Source organism: Ferrovibrio terrae (genome assembly GCF_943371255.1).
Lineage (GTDB): Bacteria > Pseudomonadota > Alphaproteobacteria > Ferrovibrionales > Ferrovibrionaceae > Ferrovibrio > Ferrovibrio terrae_B.
Genome location: NZ_CALRUC010000025.1, coordinates 1 through 17,257, shown reverse-complemented (window position 1 = coordinate 17,257; position 17,257 = coordinate 1). Strand labels below are relative to the sequence as shown.

The following is a 17,257-nucleotide window of genomic DNA, read 5'->3' as shown; positions in this document are numbered from 1 at the left end:
CTCGGCCTAACCGGTCGCCTTCGTGATCTTGTCGAACACCGCGTGGAACATCGGGGTGGTGAGGCGGCCGGTATTGGTGTTGTAGCGCGAGCAGTGATAGCTGGAGAACAGCGTCGCGCCGCTGGCCAGCCTGTGTTCGGCACCATGGCCGAAGGGTGCCGCGGCGCGCTTGATCTTCAGCACGTCCAGCACCGCGATATGGGCGATCTGGCCCAGCACCAGGATGGCCTTCAGCTGCGTCATGGCGGCGATTTCGCCGGCCAGGAAGTTTTTCATGCAGATCTTGGTTTCGGCCGGGGTCGGCTTGTTTTCCGGTGGCACGCATTTCACCGCATTGGTGATGCGGCACCGCACCAGTTGCAGGCCGTCATTGGGATCGGCTTTGAATTCGCCCTTGGCGAAACCGTATTTGATCAGCGTGCTGTACAGCAGGTCGCCGGCATAGTCGCCGGTGAATGGCCGCCCGGTGCGGTTGGCGCCCTTCACGCCGGGCGCGAGACCGACGATCAGCAGTTGCGGCTGTGCATCGCCCCAGGGCGGCACCGGACCATTGAAAAAATCGGGAAAGGTCGCGCGGTTGGCCGTGCGGTACTCGACCAGACGCGGACAGAGCGGGCAATCGTGGCCCGGCAGAGCGGGAGCGGGGACAGACATCGGGGCAGACGGCTGGCCGGCTCAGCGCAGATGCTTGCGCGGGTCGGCAGTGTCGATCTCGTCGAAATCATCCATTGCATGTGCCGGGCTGGACGGCGCCACATTGCCCGGATTCTGGTTCTGGCCGCTGCGCAGCGTGGCATGCACGCCGGCGGTGCGTGACTGGTCGCGCGAGGCCTGATCGCGCATGATCTTGGGCATCAGATCCTGCAGTTCGATGAAGGTATCGGCCTGGCGGCGCAGTTCATCGGCCACCATCGGTGGCTGGGTGCGGGTGGAGCTGACCACGCTGACGCGCACGCCCTTGCGCTGCACGGCCTCGACCAGGCGGCGGAAATCGCCATCGCCGGAGAACAGCACGACATGGTCGATATGCGGGGCCATTTCCATCACGTCGATGGCCAGTTCGATATCCATGTTGCCTTTCACCTTCCGGCGGCCCATGGCATCGGTGTATTCCTTGGCCGGCTTGGTCACCATGGTGAAGCCGTTATAGTCGAGCCAATCGATCAGCGGGCGCAGCGGCGAGTATTCCTGATCTTCGACCAGCGCGGTGTAGTAGAAGGCGCGCACCAGATGCGACTCCTTGCGGAAGCTGTCGAGCAGGCGGCGGTAGTCGATTTCAAAGCCAAGGCTGCGGGCGGCGGAATACAGATTGGCGCCATCGATGAAAAGCGCTACGCGCTCCTGCTGGTAAAACTTCATTGCCAATTCCTTTGTTCTATGACTTTGCTGAAAACACGCTGACGCGGTATGTGAAACGTTATGCTGGAAGTGTTTAGACTCTGCGGCGCAGATGGCAAGTAGAAACCGTGTAACAAAACCTGGCGGAATTTTTATCGCGCTTGGCGCCAATCTGCCAAGCGTCGCTTATGGTAAACCGCGCGCCACGCTGGAAGCAGCGCTCAGCTTGCTCGCGCCTGACGGTATCTCGATCTTGCGGCGCTCTTCATGGTGGCAATCCGGGCCGCAGCCGGCGTCGACGCAGCCAGACTTCATCAATGGTGTGGTCGAGGTGGAAACTGCTCTGTCGCCGGCCGATCTGCTGGCGCGGCTGCATGCCGTCGAATCCGCCTGCGGCCGGGTCCGGCAGGATCGCTGGGAAGCCCGGGTGCTGGATCTCGACCTGATCGACTATCGTGGCCAGCAGCAGTCCGGCGGCTTGGGCGGTGAGCCGAGTCTGCCGCATCCCCGGCTGGCCGAACGGCTGTTTGTGCTGCTGCCGCTGCAGGAAATCGAGCCAGACTGGCGCCATCCGGTCACCGGAGCGGCTCTGCCAGAACTCATATCGTCAGCTGAGCCTTTAAGAATCAATAGGTTATAAGGAATTTCTTGGGCCTGGGGCGCGTTTTCTGCTCTAATGAGGCCCTTGCAACCGCGCCGAAACGCCCTTAAGAACGCGCTTCGCCGTTTTTTCACCTGTTTGCCCGAGGGTAACCTATGGCTCGCGTCACCGTCGAAGATTGCGTCACCAAGATCCCGAACCGCTTCGAGCTGGTTCTGATCGCCGCCCAGCGCGCCCGCGCGATCGGCACCGGTGCGGCCCTGACGGTGGATCGCGACAACGACAAGAACCCGGTCGTGGCCTTGCGTGAAATCGCTGATGAAACGGTGGATATCGAGGGTCTGCGCCAGCGCATGATCGGCGATATGCAGGACAGCCCGGAAGTCGACGAGCCGGAAGAGGACAACATGGCCGCCCTGATGCAGTCGGGCGAATGGGCCGGTGTCCCGCAGGATAACGAAGATCTCGCCGAAGGCATGTCGATCGACGAGGTCGATGGCGACGATGAAGTCGCTGAAGAGGCCGAACCGGCCCCGACCGAAGAGTAATCGGCGCCTATTTAGCGTTTTTCCGCCCCCTGGGCTTGTCCCGGGCGCAATTTAGCTCAAAATAAGCCTTTAGGAACAACCGTTTGCCGGAGGGCGGAGAACGGACTAAAGGCAATGCGCCCGCGTGTCATGCGTCAAGTTGAACTGCTGGAAAAGGTTCTCGCCTACGATCCCACTGCGGACGAGGACCTGCTGAATCGCGCCTATGTGTTCTCGATGAAGGCACATGGGTCGCAGAAGCGTGCCTCGGGCGATCCCTATTTCTCCCATCCCGTCGAAGTGGCCGGCATTCTCGCCGGCATGAAGCTCGATGCCACCGCCATCGCCACCGGCCTGTTGCACGACACGCTGGAAGACACGGTGGCAACGCCGGAAGAAATCCAGAAGAATTTCGGCGCCGATGTGCTGCGCCTTGTCGATGGCGTCACCAAGCTGTCGCGTATCGAACTGCAATCGGACCGCACGCGCCAGGCCGAGAATTTCCGCAAACTGCTGCTGGCGATGTCGACCGACATCCGCGTGCTGCTGGTCAAGCTGGCCGACCGGCTGCACAACATGCGCACGCTGCATTTCATCAAGGATCCCGACAAGCGCCGCCGCATCGCCAAGGAGACGATGGAGATCTACGTCCCGCTGGCCGATCGCATCGGCATGCAGGATCTGCGCGAGGAACTGGAAGATCTGGCCTTCGCCGAACTGAATGGCGATGCCCGCGCCTCGATCATCGCGCGGCTTGATCAGTTGCGCACCGAAGGCGGCAGCCTGGTCGACCGTATCGTCGACCGACTGAAGCGCACGCTGGCTGAACAGGATGTCGATGCCTGGGTGTCGGGGCGCGAAAAGCGGCCTTATTCGATCTGGGAGAAGATGCAGCGCAAGAACATCGCGTTCGAGCAGCTCTCCGACATCATGGCCTTTCGCATTGTCGTGCCTGATGTGGCGGCCTGCTATCACGCGCTCGGCGTGGTGCATCAGACCTGGCCTTCGGTGCCGGGCCGGTTCAAGGATTATCTGTCGACGCCGAAGCAGAACGGTTATCGCAGCCTGCACACCACGGTGATCGGCCCGGAAAACAAGCGCGTCGAAATCCAGATCCGCACCCAGGAAATGCATGCCATTGCCGATCTCGGCGTGGCGGCGCACTGGCAGTACAAGCAGAACGGCGGCAGCCATGCCTCCGCACCGGAAGCCGAGGCGCGGCAATATCGCTGGCTGCGGGAACTGCTGGACATCCTGGAGCAGGCCTCGGACCCCGAAGAATTCCTTGAACATACCAAGCTCAATATGTTCCAGGATCAGGTCTTCTGCTTCACGCCAAAGGGCGATCTGATCGCGTTGCCGCGCGATGCCACGGTGGTCGACTTTGCCTATGCAGTGCATTCCGATGTTGGTGACACGGCGGTCGGCGCCAAGGTGAATGGCCGCGTCGTGCCGCTGCGCGCGGTTCTGCGCAATGGCGATCAAGTGGAAATTCTGCGCTCGAAGGTGCCGGCACCCAATCCGACCTGGCTGAATTTCGTCAAGTCGGGCCGCGCCAAATCCTGCATCAACCGCTTCATCCGCCAGCAGCAGCGTGGGCAGTACCAGGAACTGGGTAAGGCGATCCTGGTGAAGGCCTTTAAGGAGCATGATGCCTCGGCCAGCGAAAAGGTGCTGGAGCCGGTGGTCAAGGTGCTGAAACTGCGCAATGCCGATGATGTTTATGTCGGCGTGGGCGAGGGCAACCTGACCTCGCGACAGGTGCTCAACATCGTCTTCCCCGGCCAGAAGGATGACGAGGCCGACAAGGCTCCGCCGCTGCCACGTCCGCATCGCCAGTCAGACCAGGGCAAGGCCGGCGGCATTCCGATCCGCGGCCTGATTCCGGGCATGGCAATGCATTTCGCCGGTTGCTGCCACCCGCTGCCGGGCGACCGCATCGTCGGCATCGTCACCACCGGCAAGGGCGTGACCATCCATACGATCGACTGCGAGACCTTGGAGCAGTTTGCCGAACAGCCTGAGCGCTGGATCGATCTGGCCTGGGATCCGCCGTCCGATGGCGAAAAGGCCCATGGTCATGTCGGCCGCGTCAACCTGCTGATCAACAACGAGCCCGGTGCACTGAGCGCGGTGACCACGATCATCGCCAAGCACAAGGGCAATATCACCAACCTGAAGATCACCAACCGCACCACCGATTTCTTCGAGATGTTCGTCGATATCGAGGTGCGCGATGTGAAGCACCTGACCAATATCATTGCGGCGCTGCGCGCCACCTCCGCCATCAGTTCGGTGGAACGTGCCCGCAGCTAAGACTTGTTTTCGTATTTGAACCATCGGGGAAGACAACGACGTGACGATGAATCGTGAAGACGTGCTGCGGCATTACCGGGAGTCCGGCGCACTGCTGGAAGGTCATTTCCTGCTCACCTCGGGCCTGCACAGCCCGGTCTACATGCAGTCGGCCCGCGTGCTGATGTATCCCGAGCGCGCTGAGGCCCTGTGCAAGGCCCTGGCCGACAAGCTGCGTGCCAAATACGGCCCCAAGCCGGTTGACCTAGTCTGCTCGCCGGCCATGGGCGGCGTGGTGGTGGGCTATGAACTGGCGCGCCAGCTCGGCGTGCCGGCGATCTTCACCGAACGCGTGGATGGCAAGTTTGCCCTGCGCCGCGGCTTCGATATCCCGGCTGGCGCCCGCGTGCTGATGGCGGAAGATGTCGTCACCACCGGCAAGTCGAGCCGCGAATGCATCGAGTGTATCAGAGAGCATGGCGGCGTGACCGTTGCGGCCTCCTGCATTGTCGACCGTTCCGATGGCGAGGTCGATCTCGGGGTGCCGCTATTCGCGCTGTGCGGCTACAAGGTGCCATCCTACGCGGCCGATGCCCTGCCGCCGGAGCTGCAGAAGATTCCAGCGATCAAGCCCGGCTCGCGTGGCCTGAAATAGGAGATCGTCCATGACTGCGCGCATGCTTCGTTTGGGCGTCAACATCGACCATGTCGCCACCATCCGCAACGCACGCGGCGGCCGCCATCCCGATCCGGTGCGCGCCGCCAAGATGGCAGCCGCCGCTGGCGCCGATGGCATCACGGCGCATCTGCGCGAGGATCGCCGGCATATCTCGGATGGCGATATCGACCGCCTGATGGCCGAGATCAGCCTGCCGCTCAACCTGGAAATGGCTGCTACCGAAGAGATGCTGGCCATCGCGCTGCGCCACAAGCCGCACGCGGCCTGCATCGTGCCGGAGCGGCGCGAGGAGCGCACCACCGAGGGCGGCCTCGATGCCGCCGGTCAGTTTGATCACCTGAAGCCGATGATTGCCAAACTGTCGGCTGCCGGTATCCGCGTGTCGCTGTTCATCGAGGCATCGCTGAAGCAGCTTGACGCTGCGAAGGCGCTGGGCGCGCCGGTGATTGAGCTGCATACCGGCCGCTATTGTGAAACCGAAGGCGCCGAACAGGTCGTCGAACTGGAGCGTATCCGCAACGCTGCCGCCCATGCCCAAACCCTGGGCCTGGAATGCCATGCCGGCCACGGCCTGAATTTCGAGACTGTGGCGCCGATTGCCGCAATCCCCACCGTGCTCGAACTCAATATCGGCCATTTCCTGATCGGCGAAGCGATCTTCGGCGGCCTGGATGCTGCCATCCGTCGCATGCGGGCGCTGATGAACGACGCACGCGGCTTCGCTGCGAAATCGGCATGATCATCGGTCTGGGCTCCGACCTGATCGATATCCGGCGGATCGAGAAGACCATCGCCCGGTTCGGCGATCGTTTCCTCGACCGCATCTTCACGCCGCTGGAAAAGGCGCGGTCCGACCGCCGGCCGCTGACCCGCATCGAGTCCTACGCCAAGCGCTATGCCGCCAAGGAGGCCTGCTCCAAGGCGCTCGGCACCGGCTTTCGCAAGGGCGTGTTCTGGCGCGACATGGGCGTGGTCAACCTGTCGGGCGGCAAGCCGTCCATGGCGCTGACCGGCGGCGCACTGGCCCGGCTGGAGAGCCTGCTGCCCGCCGGTTACGAGGCCCAGATCGAGGTCTCGCTGACCGACGAACCGCCGCTCGCCCAGGCCATTGTCATCATCTCGGCCCGCCCCAAATCACCAGTCAGTTCAACGCCCTAGCCAGCGCTTGACTTTGCCGGTCGGAAGACGGCTTGATGCCGGTCCGGCGGACCGGAAAATGCGCGTAAGGGATTGATTTATATGGATCAGGAGCAGGTGGTGGCGAAGTCGAAGGCGCGGGGAAGCGACATCTGGGACAGCCTGCGCACGCTCGTTTATGCCGTCCTGATCGCGGTCGGTATCCGCACCGTCGCCTATGAGCCGTTCCATATTCCGTCGGAGTCGATGCTGCCGACGCTGCTGGTCGGCGATTATGTCTTCGTCTCAAAATTCGCCTACGGCTACAGCAAGTATTCGGTCATTTTCAGCCCGCCGATCTTCGAGGGCCGCATTCTCGGTTCGGCACCCCGGCGCGGCGACGTGGCCGTGTTCCGCTGGCCGCAGGATCCCTCGATCGACTATATCAAGCGCGTGATCGGCCTGCCGGGCGACCGCATCCAGATGCGCGACGGCGCGCTCTACATCAATGGCGAACCGGTGAAGCGGCGCCGGATCGAGGATTTCGAGCGCCGAGACCGCTTCGGCAACGTGCAGGAACGCATCGAGCAGTGGGAAGAGACTCTGCCCAATGGTGCCCAGTACATCACGCTGAACCTGTCGAAATACAATTCGGGCGACAATACCGGCGTCTACACCGTGCCGGCCGGCCATTATTTCATGATGGGCGACAATCGCGACAATTCGCAGGACAGCCGCGTGCCGGTTGAAGTGGGTGGCGTGGGCTATGTACCCGCCGATCATTTGATCGGACGTGCTGAGATCCGCTGGATTTCCATCGACCAGAGCGCCTCGCTGCTCAAGCCGTGGACATGGTTTGGCGCCCTGCGCTGGAGCCGCATGTTCACCGGTATCAACTGAGGCCGGCGTGACCGCGGATTCACGCAAACCGGCGCTCGATCAACTGCAGCAGGCGCTGGGCCATAAATTTGCCGATACCAAGGTGCTGGAAGAGGCCCTGGTGCATCCCTCGGCCAATCCGCGGCGCAGCCGTGCCAAATCGGCACGTGCAAAGAATCCGGAAACGCCGCCCAGCGTGCGCGATTACAACCGTCTCGAATTCATCGGCGACCGCGTGCTGGGCCTCGTCGTCGCCACGCTGCTGGCCGAGCGGTTTCCGCAGGCCGAAGCCGGCGAGCTGGCGTTGCGCTACAACGCGCTCGTGAAACAGGAAAGCCTGGCGCGTTTCGCCCAGTCTTTGGGACTGGGTGATTTCATTCAGCTGTCTCGCTCCGAGCGAGATTCCGGCGGCGCCGGCAAGCCGGCCATCCTCGCCGATGCCTGCGAGGCCGTGGTGGCCGCGCTCTATCTCGATGGCGGGCTGAAGGTGGCCGAGCGTTTCGTGCGCCGCTATATGGAACCGATGCTGGGTGAAGTCACCAATGGCGCCGCCAAGGATCCCAAGACCGCCCTGCAGGAATGGGCAGCGGCCCGCGGCATGGCCGCGCCGCGTTATGAAATTGTCAGCACCGAAGGGCCGCCGCATGAACCACGCTTCACTGTTGCGGTGAAGCTGGGCAGCGGCGATCCGGCCAAGGGGCAGGGCGGCTCGAAACGGGCCGCTGAACAGGAAGCGGCCGGTCGTTTGCTCGACCGGCTAGTCACCGAGAAAGTATGACCGAAGACATCAAAACGGATCCGGCGGCACAGCATTGTGGCTATGTCGCTATCGTCGGCGCACCGAATGCCGGCAAATCGACGCTGCTGAACAAGATCGTCGGCGCGAAGATATCGATTGTCTCGAAAAAGGTGCAGACCACGCGCGCGCGCATCACGGCCATCGGTATGGAGGGCAATGCGCAGATCATCTTCCTCGATACGCCGGGCATCTTCACGCCGAAGCGGCGTCTGGATCGCGCCATGGTTAATGCCGCCTGGAGCGGCGTGGAAGAAGCCGATGTCGTGCTGCTGCTGATCGATGCCGAGCGCGGTTACGATGACGAAAGCCGCGCCATCGTTGAATCGCTGAAGGACCGCAAGCGGCGCAACGTGCTGCTGGCGCTGAACAAGGTGGATGCCGTGCAGCGCGAAAAGCTGCTCGGCCTGGCCAAGCAGCTCAGCGAAGCCTACGAGTTCGAGCGCATTTTCATGATCTCGGCCGAGAAGGGCACCGGCGTCGATGACGTGCGGGCCGATCTGGCCGGGCGCATGCCGGCCGGGCCGTGGCTCTATCCGGAAGACCAGCTGGCCGATGTGCCGATGCGCTTCCTGGCGGCCGAAATTACCCGCGAGCAGGTCTATCGCAGCCTGCATGACGAGCTGCCCTATGCGATCACGGTCGAGACCGAGAACTGGAAAGACCAGAAGGACGGCTCGGCCCGCATCGACCAGGTGATCTATGTCGAGCGCGACAGCCAGAAGAAGATCGTGCTGGGCGAGAAGGGACAGATGATCAAGCGCGTCGGCGCCTTCGCCCGCAAGATCATGGAAGAGCAGTTCGATCGCCGCGTGCACCTGTTCCTGTTCGTCAAGGTGCGCGAGGACTGGGGCGATGACCCCGAACGCTACGAAGCCATGGGGCTGGATTTCCCCAAGCTGTGAGCGCTAGACGCCCACCAGCAGCATGAACAGCGGCACGGTGACGAAGGCCAGGATCGTGCTGACCGTCACGATGGCGGCGGCCAGCGGCGCATCGCCACCCATCTGGCGCGCAAGGATGTAGCTCGCGCTTGCCGTCGGCATGGTGCCCCACAGCACCATCACCTTGGTTTCCAGCGGCCCCAGGCCCCAGAGCTTTGCTGCGCCATACAGCATCAGCGGATAGACCATCAGCTTCAGCGCGCAGGACAGCAGCACGGCGCGGCCGCCATTGCGGGCCGCCTCCCATTGCAGGCCGGCGCCAACCGTGAGCAGGCCCATCGGCGCCGCCATGCTGCCCAGCATCTTGAACACCGGCGCGATGCCGGCCGGCAACGTGATATCGGCAAGGTTCATGGCAATGCCGATCAGGCAGGCGATGATCAGCGGGTTCTTGGCCAGGAACAGCGCCTGGCCCCTGAAGCTGGTGCTCTGGCCATGCGCGCCGTAGCGCGCCAGTGTCAGCACGCAGAGCACGTTCAGCACCGGGATCGCCAGCGCGATCGCCACGGCAAACAGCGTGATACCGGCGCCGCCTTCCAGAGCCGCCACGGCGCCGAGGCCGACAAAGGTGTTGAAGCGTACCGCGCCCTGGAACACCGAGGTGAAGCCCGGGCCATCAACCCGCGCCAGCGGCCGCAGCAGGTAGACCAGCGCGGCCTGCAGCAGGATCACCGCCAGCAGGGCGCCCAGCATGCCGGTGGGATCGAGACTGCCGAGCCGCGCGCTGCTCAGGTTGTCGACCAGCAGGGCCGGGAAGAAGATGAAATAGGTCATCTTGTCGGCCAGCGGCCAGAAAGCGTCGCCGGGGAAATTATAGCGCTTGAGCGCGCCGCCAAGTGCGATCAGCAGGAAGATCGGAATGATGGCGAAGATGACGATAAGCATGCGGGACTCGGGCGCGAAGGATTGCGCACGAGTCTAGCCTAAGGATTGCGGCGAAACTAATGCTGGGCCAGCAGGATCAGCAGGTCCATGGCGCGGGTGGCGAAGCCGAAGCCGAGATAGAGTGCGAGCGCCCGCAGACCGGCATTGCGCCAGGCCTCGTATTTGTCCGCCACCAGTGGCCTGGCGGTTGCGGCGCGCACCGGCAGAACCGGCACGGTCACGATGGCCGGTAGTCCAGACGAGCGGGTTTCCGGCAGCAGGAATTCGGCAACGCGGGTGTGGTCGGGGCCGTAGATGCGACGCCAGCGGAAGGCCTCCGCCTCGGCGCGCTCGGCATCGCCCAGCGAGGCGCGCGGAATCCAGCTTCCCGCCAGCTTGGTCAGCACGACGTAACGCGGGATCACGATCTCACTTTGCACGCCCATGTAACGGAGTGTGTCAGATCAGAATTAACGATTCTTAAACCCCGGTTAATTTTTCCGTGAACATCCGGCATTTCCCACGGAACCATAAGGACATAGCGGAGGTTTCCTTATCCTACTGGAGATTGCCATGACCATCCCGGAGAACCGCGGAAAAGCAGCAGAAACGCAAAGTGCAAGCCGCCGGGTCCGCCCCTGGCACTGGGTTCTGGGCGGTATCGGCCTGGTGGTGGCTGTCCTGGTCGTGGCGGTAGTCCTGTTCGACTGGAACTGGCTGCGCAATCCGGCCCAGAGCCTCATCACCGCCGCCACCGGCCGGCAGACCGTGATCAACGGTCGTCTGGGCGGAGAATGGTCGCTGACCCCGCGTTTCGTGATTGAAGACTTCCACATGGCCAATGCCGACTGGGCCAGGGAGAAGGAACTGCTCAGTTTTGAGCGGGCCGAGGTGGTGATCGATCTGCGCCAGCTGCTGCGTGGCCGCACGGTGTTGTCGGACATCAGGCTGGTGAAGCCGCGGATCGCGCTGGAACGCCGCGCGGACGGCGAGGGTAACTGGACCTTGGGCATGACCGTCGCCAAGGATGTGGCCGCGCCGGAAGACCGCACGGATATGCCGCTGATCGGCCGCCTGCGCATCGAAGATGGCCGTTTCCTCTATCGCGACGAAAAGGCCGGTGTCGATATTGATGCCGAAGTGGCAACCGTGTTCGGCGCCAACAACGAGGGCAGGGACCGTGTTCGCCTGGGTGGAAGCGGCACCATGCATGGCGAGCCGTTCCGGCTGCGTCTTACCGGTGGCTCGCTGCTGTCGCTGCGCGAAAACGACGAACCCTATCCGCTGACCATCGAATTGACGGTCGGACAGACCAGCGCGCGAATCTCCGGCACGCTGGCCGACCCGATCCGGTTCGAGGGCCTTGCTCTCGAGGTTGCGCTGAGCGGTCCTGATCTGGGCAAGCTGCAGGTGATAACCGGCGTGCCGCTGCCGATGACACCGCCCTATGATCTGAAAGGCAGGCTGCATCGGGATGGCAAGATCTGGCGGATCGAAAACATGGCCGGCCGTGTCGGGAACAGCGACCTCGGCGGCGCCATCAGGATTGATACCGGCCGCGAACGGCTTTATCTCGAAGCCGATCTGCACTCGAAGACTCTGGATTACCGCGATATCGGACCGCTGATCGGCCTGAAGCCGGAAACCGAGCGGGCGCCCAATATCGCGGCAGCCACAAGCAGCGAGAAAGCCGCCGCTGACTCCAAGACGAAGGAACCGGCGAAACCGGTTGCCGGGGGGCCGCCACCCAAGGTGTTGCCCGATGCGCCGCTGGCAGTCGAACAGTTGCGTCAGGTCGATGCCCGGGTGAAATTCCGTGGTGACAAGGTCGAGGCACCGAACACGCCCTTGAGTGGCGTCGATCTCGACCTGGTACTGGACAATAGCGTGCTGCATCTGCGGCCGTTGAAGCTCGGCGTTGCCGGCGGCCTGGTTGATGCTGATATCCGCATCGATGCACGAAGCAATGTCGTGCTGACACAGTATGACGTCAAACTGAACCGGTTTCGGCTCGAACGCTTTCTGGAATCGGCGGGCCTCAAGGATACCGGTAGCGGCCGGATCGATGGCCGCATTCGGCTGACCGGCTATGGCGACACCGTGCAGAAATCGTTGGGCAGCGCCAATGGCGATATCCGCTTGCACATGAATGGCGGTACGCTGTCCAATCTGGCGATGGAACTGGTCGGACTCGATGTGGCGGAAGCAGCCCGCTTCTGGGCCGGTGGCGACCGCACTATTCCGTTGCGTTGCTTCGCCGCCGATTTTAACGTCGAAAGCGGGATGATGACGCCACGGCTCTTCGTACTCGACACCTCCGATACCACCGTGACGGCTGAAGGCAATATCAGTCTGACGGAGGAGTTGCTCGGGTTGAAGATCAAGGCACATCCCAAGGATCCCAGTCTGCTGTCCGCGCGCACGCCGATCAACATCACCGGCGCCTTCAGTCGCCCCAGCATCAGCCTCGATGCCGGCGCGCTGGCCGCCCGGACGGCTGGCGCCGTGGCGCTCGGCCTGCTGCTTACCCCGCTGGCCTCGATCCTGGCCTTCATCGAGCCAGGCCTGGAAAGCGACAGCGACTGTGTCGCGCTGCTGAAGCAGGTGCAGCCAGGATGAGTCTCCGGCTATCCAGTCTGGGCCGGCTGGTGGTCAGCGCCGGCCGCGCCATGATCAATAGTCTGTCTTTCGAACTGGCCGGCCATATCGCCTATACCGCGCTGCTATCGATATTCCCGTTCCTGATCTTTCTCGCGGCCCTAGCAGGTTTTCTGGGGGATTACGGCGGCAGCCTGGCTTCGGTGCATGCCGTGCTCGACATGCTGCCCGAGGATGTCGGGGCGACGCTGCGCCCGGTGATCGACGAAGTGCTCAACCGCCGCGATGGCGGCCTGCTGACGCTGGGCCTGCTCGGTGCGCTGTGGATCGCTTCCAACGGCATCGATGCGCTGCGCATCGCCCTCAATACCAGCTATGGGTTTGATGAACCGCGGCCCTGGTGGCTGATCAAGCTGGGCAGCCTGGGGGCCATCCTGTTCGGCGGCTTCATTTTCCTGCTGCTGTCGCTGCTGATCGTGCTCGGGCCGCTGATCTGGCAGGCGCTGCTGTGGCTGTTTCCCCTTGGCACTGTCGAACGCTGGGCCTTTGGCTTGTCCCGCTACGGCCTGGCCGCCGCGGTGCTGACCGCCGGCCTGCTGGCGATGCACCGCTGGCTGCCCGGACGGCATCTGCGCTGGCGCGACCTGCTGCCCGGTGTGCTGGTCACCGTGGTGCTGTGGCTGACCGTGGCCGGGCTGTTTTCGCTCTATGTGGCGCGGCTGGGCAATTATAGCGCAACCTATGGCAGCCTGGGCGGGGTGATCGTCACCCTGGTGTTTTTCTATGTCTCGGCCGTGCTGTTCATCTTCGGCGCCGAGGTCAATGCCGCCCTGCTGCGGCGCAGGATGAAAAAACCGCCACCACCGCCGTTCGAGGCTCTGGCCGACCGCTGACCTGCTGGCTATGCTCCGTCCCCTGTGTTTTTGCCTCGAGGGAACGGACCAGCAATCATGGCGACCAAGAAAAAGAAGCCATCACGTCCTAGCGTGATGAAGGGCGGGAAGATCGACAAGTCCAAGCTGCCGAGCCGGCATGTGACCGAAGGCCCCGAACGGGCGCCGCATCGCAGCTACTATTACGCCATGGGGCTGACCGAGAAGGAAATCCACCAGCCCTTCGTCGGCGTCGTCACCACCTGGAACGAGGCCGCGCCCTGCAACATCACGCTGGGGCGCCAGGCGCAGGCGGTGAAGAAGGGCGTCAAGGCGGTGGGCGGCACGCCGCGCGAATTCACCACCATTACCGTCACCGACGGCATCGCCATGGGCCACCAGGGCATGAAGTCATCGCTGATCAGCCGCGAGGTGATCGCCGACAGCACCGAGCTGACCGTGCGCGGCCATTGCTATGACGCGCTGGTCGGTCTCGCCGGCTGCGACAAGTCGCTGCCCGGCCTGATGATGGCCATGGTGCGGCTCAACATCCCCTCCATTTTCATGTATGGCGGCTCGATCCTGCCCGGCAAGTTCCGCGGCCGCGACGTCACCGTGGTCGACGTGTTCGAAGGCGTCGGCCAGCATGCGGCTGGCAAGATGAGCGACAAGGACCTGCATGAGCTGGAATGCGTCGCCTGCCCCTCGGCCGGCAGCTGCGGCGGCCAGTTCACTGCCAACACCATGGCCTGCGTTTCGGAAGCCATCGGCCTGGCGCTGCCGGGTTCGGCCGGCGCGCCGGCGCCCTATGAGACCCGCGACCAGTATGCCGAGGCCTCGGGCAAGCAGGTGATGGAGCTGATCAAGCTCGGCATCCGTCCGCGCGACATCGTCACCAAGAAGGCGCTGGAGAATGCCGCCCGCGTGGTCGCCGCCACCGGCGGTTCCACCAACGGCGCGCTGCATCTGCCCGCCATCGCCCATGAGGCCGGCATCAAGTTCGATCTTGACGACGTCGCCAAGATCTTCAAGTCGACGCCCTATATCGCCGACCTCAAGCCGGGCGGGCGTTACGTCGCCAAGGACATGTACGAGATCGGCGGCGTGCAGGTGGTGCTGAACGAGTTGATGAAGGGCGGCTATATCCATGGCGACTGCCTCACCGTCACCGGCAAGACCATCGAGCAGAACCTGAAGGGCGTCACCTTCCCGAAGAACCAGGATGTGGTGCGCCCGATCAGCAATCCGATCACGCCGACCGGTGGCGTGGTGGGCCTGAAGGGCAATCTCGCGCCGCGCGGCGCCATCGTGAAGGTGGCGGGCATGGCGCGGCTGAAGCATGTCGGCCCGGCGCGGGTGTTCGACAGCGAAGAGGCCGCGTTCGAGGCGGTGCAGAAGAAGAAGTACAAGGACGGCGACGTGATCGTCATCCGCTACGAAGGCCCCAAGGGCGGTCCGGGCATGCGCGAGATGCTGTCGACCACCTCGGCGATCTACGGCCAGGGCATGGGCGAGAAGGTGGCGCTGATCACCGACGGGCGTTTCTCCGGCGGCACGCGCGGCTTCTGCGTCGGCCATGTCGGGCCGGAAGCGGCGGTCGGCGGCCCGATCGGCCTGATCAAGAATGGCGACATCATCACGATCGATGCGGCGAAGGGGATTCTCTCGGTGGACGTTTCCGCCAAGGAATTCGCCGCACGCAAGAAAAAGTGGAAGCCGCGCAAGACCGAATACCAGTCAGGTACGCTGTGGAAATACGCCCAGACCGTGGGCGACGCCCATGACGGCGCGGTGACGCATCCCGGCGGCGCCAAGGAAGTGAAGGAATACGCCGACATCTAGTCGACTCCCAGAAGGGCGCCCATCGTGGCGCCCTTCTTCATTTCACAAACAAAAAACGCGAGCCCCAGACATGACCTATCGCATTGCCATTGCCGGCTTCCAGCATGAGACCAATACCTTTGCGCCGACGCGCGCCACGCTCGACCTGTTCATCAAGGGCGAGGGCTGGCCGCCGCTGACCGAGGGCAAGGCGATCTTCGATGTGTTCGGCCCGATGAACATTCCGATCGGTGGCTTCATCCATGCCGCCAAGCCGAAGCAGTGGGAGCTGCATCCGATTGTCTGGGCCGCTGCGGCGCCGTCGTCCTATGTCTCCACCGAAGCCTTTGAGTATGTGGCGAAGAAGATCCTGGACGGCATCGCGGCGCTCAAGGGCCGCATCGACGGCGTCTATCTCGACCTGCATGGCGCCATGGTGACGGAAGCGCATGAGGACGGCGAGGGCGAGCTGCTGCGCCGCGTGCGCGCGCTGGTCGGTCCCGACATGCCGATCGGCGTCAGCCTCGACCTGCATGCCAATGTGACGCCGGAGATGGTGCAGTTCAGCGACGTGCTGATCGGCTACCGCACCTATCCGCATCTCGACATGGCGGTGACCGGCGCGCGCGTGCTGCACCATATGGAAAAGCTGCTGACCGGCGAGCGCAAACGCCAGGCCAAGGCGCTGCGGCAACTGCCCTTCCTGATCCCGCTGACGGCGCAATGCACCTTCATCGAGCCATGCAAGAGCCTGTACCAGCAGATGGGCGACATGGAGCACAGCGCCGCCTATCCGGGCCTCAGCAGCATGAGCTTCAGCCCCGGCTTCCACCCGGCCGATATCTATCACAGCGGGCCCAGCGTGATCGCCTATGCCGACACCCAGGCCATCGCCGACAAGGCGGCCGATGATTTCACCCGCGCCATCACCGAGCGCGAGGCCGAGTTCAAACTCAATCTGCTGTCGCCCGTCGATGCCATCGAGCAGGCGCGCAAGCTGATCCTGGCCGGCGCCAGCAAGTCCATCGTGCTGGCCGATGTGCAGGACAATCCCGGCACCGGCGCCACCAGCGACACCACCGGACTCTTGGCGGCGCTGATCAGTGAGCATGTGCCCGATGCCACGCTCGGCCTGCTGTATGACCCCGAAGTGGCGCTGCTGGCGCACCAGGCCGGCGAGGGTGCCGAGATCGAGGTGGCGGTCGGCGGCAAGCTGCTCAACGTCGAGGGCGCGCGGCCCTATCGCAACCGCTTCAAGGTGGCGAAGCTGGGCGACGGCAAATTCCTCTGCACCGGGCCGTTCTACAAGGGCACCACCATGGCGCTCGGCCCGATGGCGCGGCTGCAGTGCAACGGTGTGGACCTGGTGCTCGCCTCGGCGCGGGTGCAGGCCGCCGACAAGGAGATGTACCGGCACTTAAGCATCGAGCCGGGCAAACGCCAGATCGTCGGCGTGAAAAGCACGGTGCATTTCCGCGGCGACTTCACCGACATCGCCCATGACATCCTGAACGTGGAAAGCCCGGGCGCCTTCATCGAGCGGGCCGAAACGCTGCCCTACAAGAAACTGCGCAAGGGCATGAAGCTGAGCCCGAAGGGGCGGCAGCATCCGGGCTGAGGTTCGCTCGGGTCCGTTGCGGTTCGTTCGGGTCCGTTGGGGTTCGTTGGGGTTCGTTCGGGTTCGTTCAGGTTCGTTCAGGTCCGTTGAGGTTCGTTCAGGTTCGTTGGGGTTCGTTCAGGTTCGTTCGGGTTCGCGTTAACCGGCATACAAGTGTAGGTCAGGCGCTCTCGGCCCGACCGGATCAGATAGGGAACGATCTGCCGGTTTCAAGCCCCGCCCGCGCCTAAACCCACAGTCGTCATGCCCGGGCTTGACCCGGGCATCCATCCCCACCATCGGCGCCTCAGGCCTCTCGGTCATGGCCCT

General features: G+C 63.5%; 17 protein-coding genes. 13 read left to right on the top strand and 4 right to left on the bottom strand.

All coding sequences use genetic code 11. From position 1 onward, the window contains the following. Positions 1–6: 6 nt before the first annotated feature. Positions 7–654 carry a uracil-DNA glycosylase gene (locus AAG799_RS07885; protein ID WP_341895268.1) on the bottom strand — a complete coding sequence of 216 codons (648 nt, stop codon included), beginning with the start codon at positions 652–654 and terminating at the stop codon, positions 7–9. Positions 655–675: 21 nt separating this feature from the next. Beyond that, positions 676–1,359 (bottom strand): NYN domain-containing protein, encoded by a 684-nt coding sequence (locus AAG799_RS07880; protein WP_341895267.1) that lies wholly within the window; start codon positions 1,357–1,359, stop codon positions 676–678. Between the two features lie 91 nt (positions 1,360–1,450). Here AAG799_RS07880 and folK point away from each other — a divergent pair, with 91 nt between their 5' ends. From folK to era, 9 genes are all read left to right on the top strand, one after another. Beyond that, positions 1,451–1,978 (top strand): 2-amino-4-hydroxy-6-hydroxymethyldihydropteridine diphosphokinase, encoded by a 528-nt coding sequence (gene folK / locus AAG799_RS07875; RefSeq protein ID WP_341895266.1) that lies wholly within the window; start codon positions 1,451–1,453, stop codon positions 1,976–1,978. A gap of 116 nt (positions 1,979–2,094) precedes the next feature. Further along, the gene (gene rpoZ, locus AAG799_RS07870) at positions 2,095–2,487 is read left to right on the top strand and encodes a DNA-directed RNA polymerase subunit omega (protein WP_341895265.1); all 393 of its coding nucleotides are present in this window, start codon (positions 2,095–2,097) and stop codon (positions 2,485–2,487) included. A gap of 129 nt (positions 2,488–2,616) precedes the next feature. After that, complete coding sequence (locus tag AAG799_RS07865; protein WP_341895264.1) at positions 2,617–4,782, top strand: bifunctional (p)ppGpp synthetase/guanosine-3',5'-bis(diphosphate) 3'-pyrophosphohydrolase; 2,166 nt, start codon at positions 2,617–2,619, stop codon at positions 4,780–4,782. 46 nt (positions 4,783–4,828) lie between these two features. Further along, complete coding sequence (gene pyrE, locus AAG799_RS07860; RefSeq protein WP_341895289.1) at positions 4,829–5,416, top strand: orotate phosphoribosyltransferase; 588 nt, start codon at positions 4,829–4,831, stop codon at positions 5,414–5,416. A gap of 10 nt (positions 5,417–5,426) precedes the next feature. Next, positions 5,427–6,179: a pyridoxine 5'-phosphate synthase gene (locus AAG799_RS07855; protein WP_341895263.1), complete on the top strand. Its 753-nt coding sequence runs from the start codon at positions 5,427–5,429 to the stop codon at positions 6,177–6,179. Continuing rightward, on the top strand, positions 6,176–6,598 hold the full coding sequence (gene acpS / locus AAG799_RS07850) for a holo-ACP synthase (RefSeq protein WP_341895262.1): 423 nt from the start codon (positions 6,176–6,178) through the stop codon (positions 6,596–6,598). Before AAG799_RS07855 ends, acpS begins: the two co-directional genes overlap by 4 nt. A gap of 81 nt (positions 6,599–6,679) precedes the next feature. Beyond that, positions 6,680–7,456 carry a signal peptidase I gene (gene lepB / locus AAG799_RS07845; protein WP_341895261.1) on the top strand — a complete coding sequence of 259 codons (777 nt, stop codon included), beginning with the start codon at positions 6,680–6,682 and terminating at the stop codon, positions 7,454–7,456. 7 nt (positions 7,457–7,463) lie between these two features. After that, entirely contained in the window at positions 7,464–8,213 is a 750-nt protein-coding gene (gene rnc, locus AAG799_RS07840) for a ribonuclease III (protein ID WP_341895260.1), read from the top strand. After that, the gene (gene era / locus AAG799_RS07835) at positions 8,210–9,136 is read left to right on the top strand and encodes a GTPase Era (RefSeq protein ID WP_341895259.1); all 927 of its coding nucleotides are present in this window, start codon (positions 8,210–8,212) and stop codon (positions 9,134–9,136) included. The genes rnc and era overlap by 4 nt, the downstream gene beginning before the upstream one ends. Positions 9,137–9,139: 3 nt before the next feature. On the opposite strand, the gene AAG799_RS07830 is transcribed toward era, so the two are convergent. Beyond that, positions 9,140–10,060 carry an AEC family transporter gene (locus AAG799_RS07830; protein WP_341895258.1) on the bottom strand — a complete coding sequence of 307 codons (921 nt, stop codon included), beginning with the start codon at positions 10,058–10,060 and terminating at the stop codon, positions 9,140–9,142. Between the two features lie 56 nt (positions 10,061–10,116). Beyond that, complete coding sequence (locus AAG799_RS07825) at positions 10,117–10,485, bottom strand: hypothetical protein (protein WP_341895257.1); 369 nt, start codon at positions 10,483–10,485, stop codon at positions 10,117–10,119. Between the two features lie 127 nt (positions 10,486–10,612). Here AAG799_RS07825 and AAG799_RS07820 point away from each other — a divergent pair, with 127 nt between their 5' ends. The 4 genes from AAG799_RS07820 to AAG799_RS07805 all read left to right on the top strand — a co-directional run bounded on the left by AAG799_RS07820 (position 10,613) and on the right by AAG799_RS07805 (position 16,948). Beyond that, positions 10,613–12,658 (top strand): AsmA family protein, encoded by a 2,046-nt coding sequence (locus AAG799_RS07820; protein ID WP_341895256.1) that lies wholly within the window; start codon positions 10,613–10,615, stop codon positions 12,656–12,658. After that, on the top strand, positions 12,655–13,530 hold the full coding sequence (locus AAG799_RS07815) for a YihY/virulence factor BrkB family protein (protein ID WP_341895255.1): 876 nt from the start codon (positions 12,655–12,657) through the stop codon (positions 13,528–13,530). Before AAG799_RS07820 ends, AAG799_RS07815 begins: the two co-directional genes overlap by 4 nt. A gap of 57 nt (positions 13,531–13,587) precedes the next feature. Then, positions 13,588–15,351 (top strand): dihydroxy-acid dehydratase, encoded by a 1,764-nt coding sequence (ilvD, locus tag AAG799_RS07810; RefSeq protein WP_341895254.1) that lies wholly within the window; start codon positions 13,588–13,590, stop codon positions 15,349–15,351. Between the two features lie 70 nt (positions 15,352–15,421). Next, on the top strand, positions 15,422–16,948 hold the full coding sequence (locus tag AAG799_RS07805) for a M81 family metallopeptidase (RefSeq protein WP_341895253.1): 1,527 nt from the start codon (positions 15,422–15,424) through the stop codon (positions 16,946–16,948). Positions 16,949–17,257 lie beyond the last annotated feature (309 nt).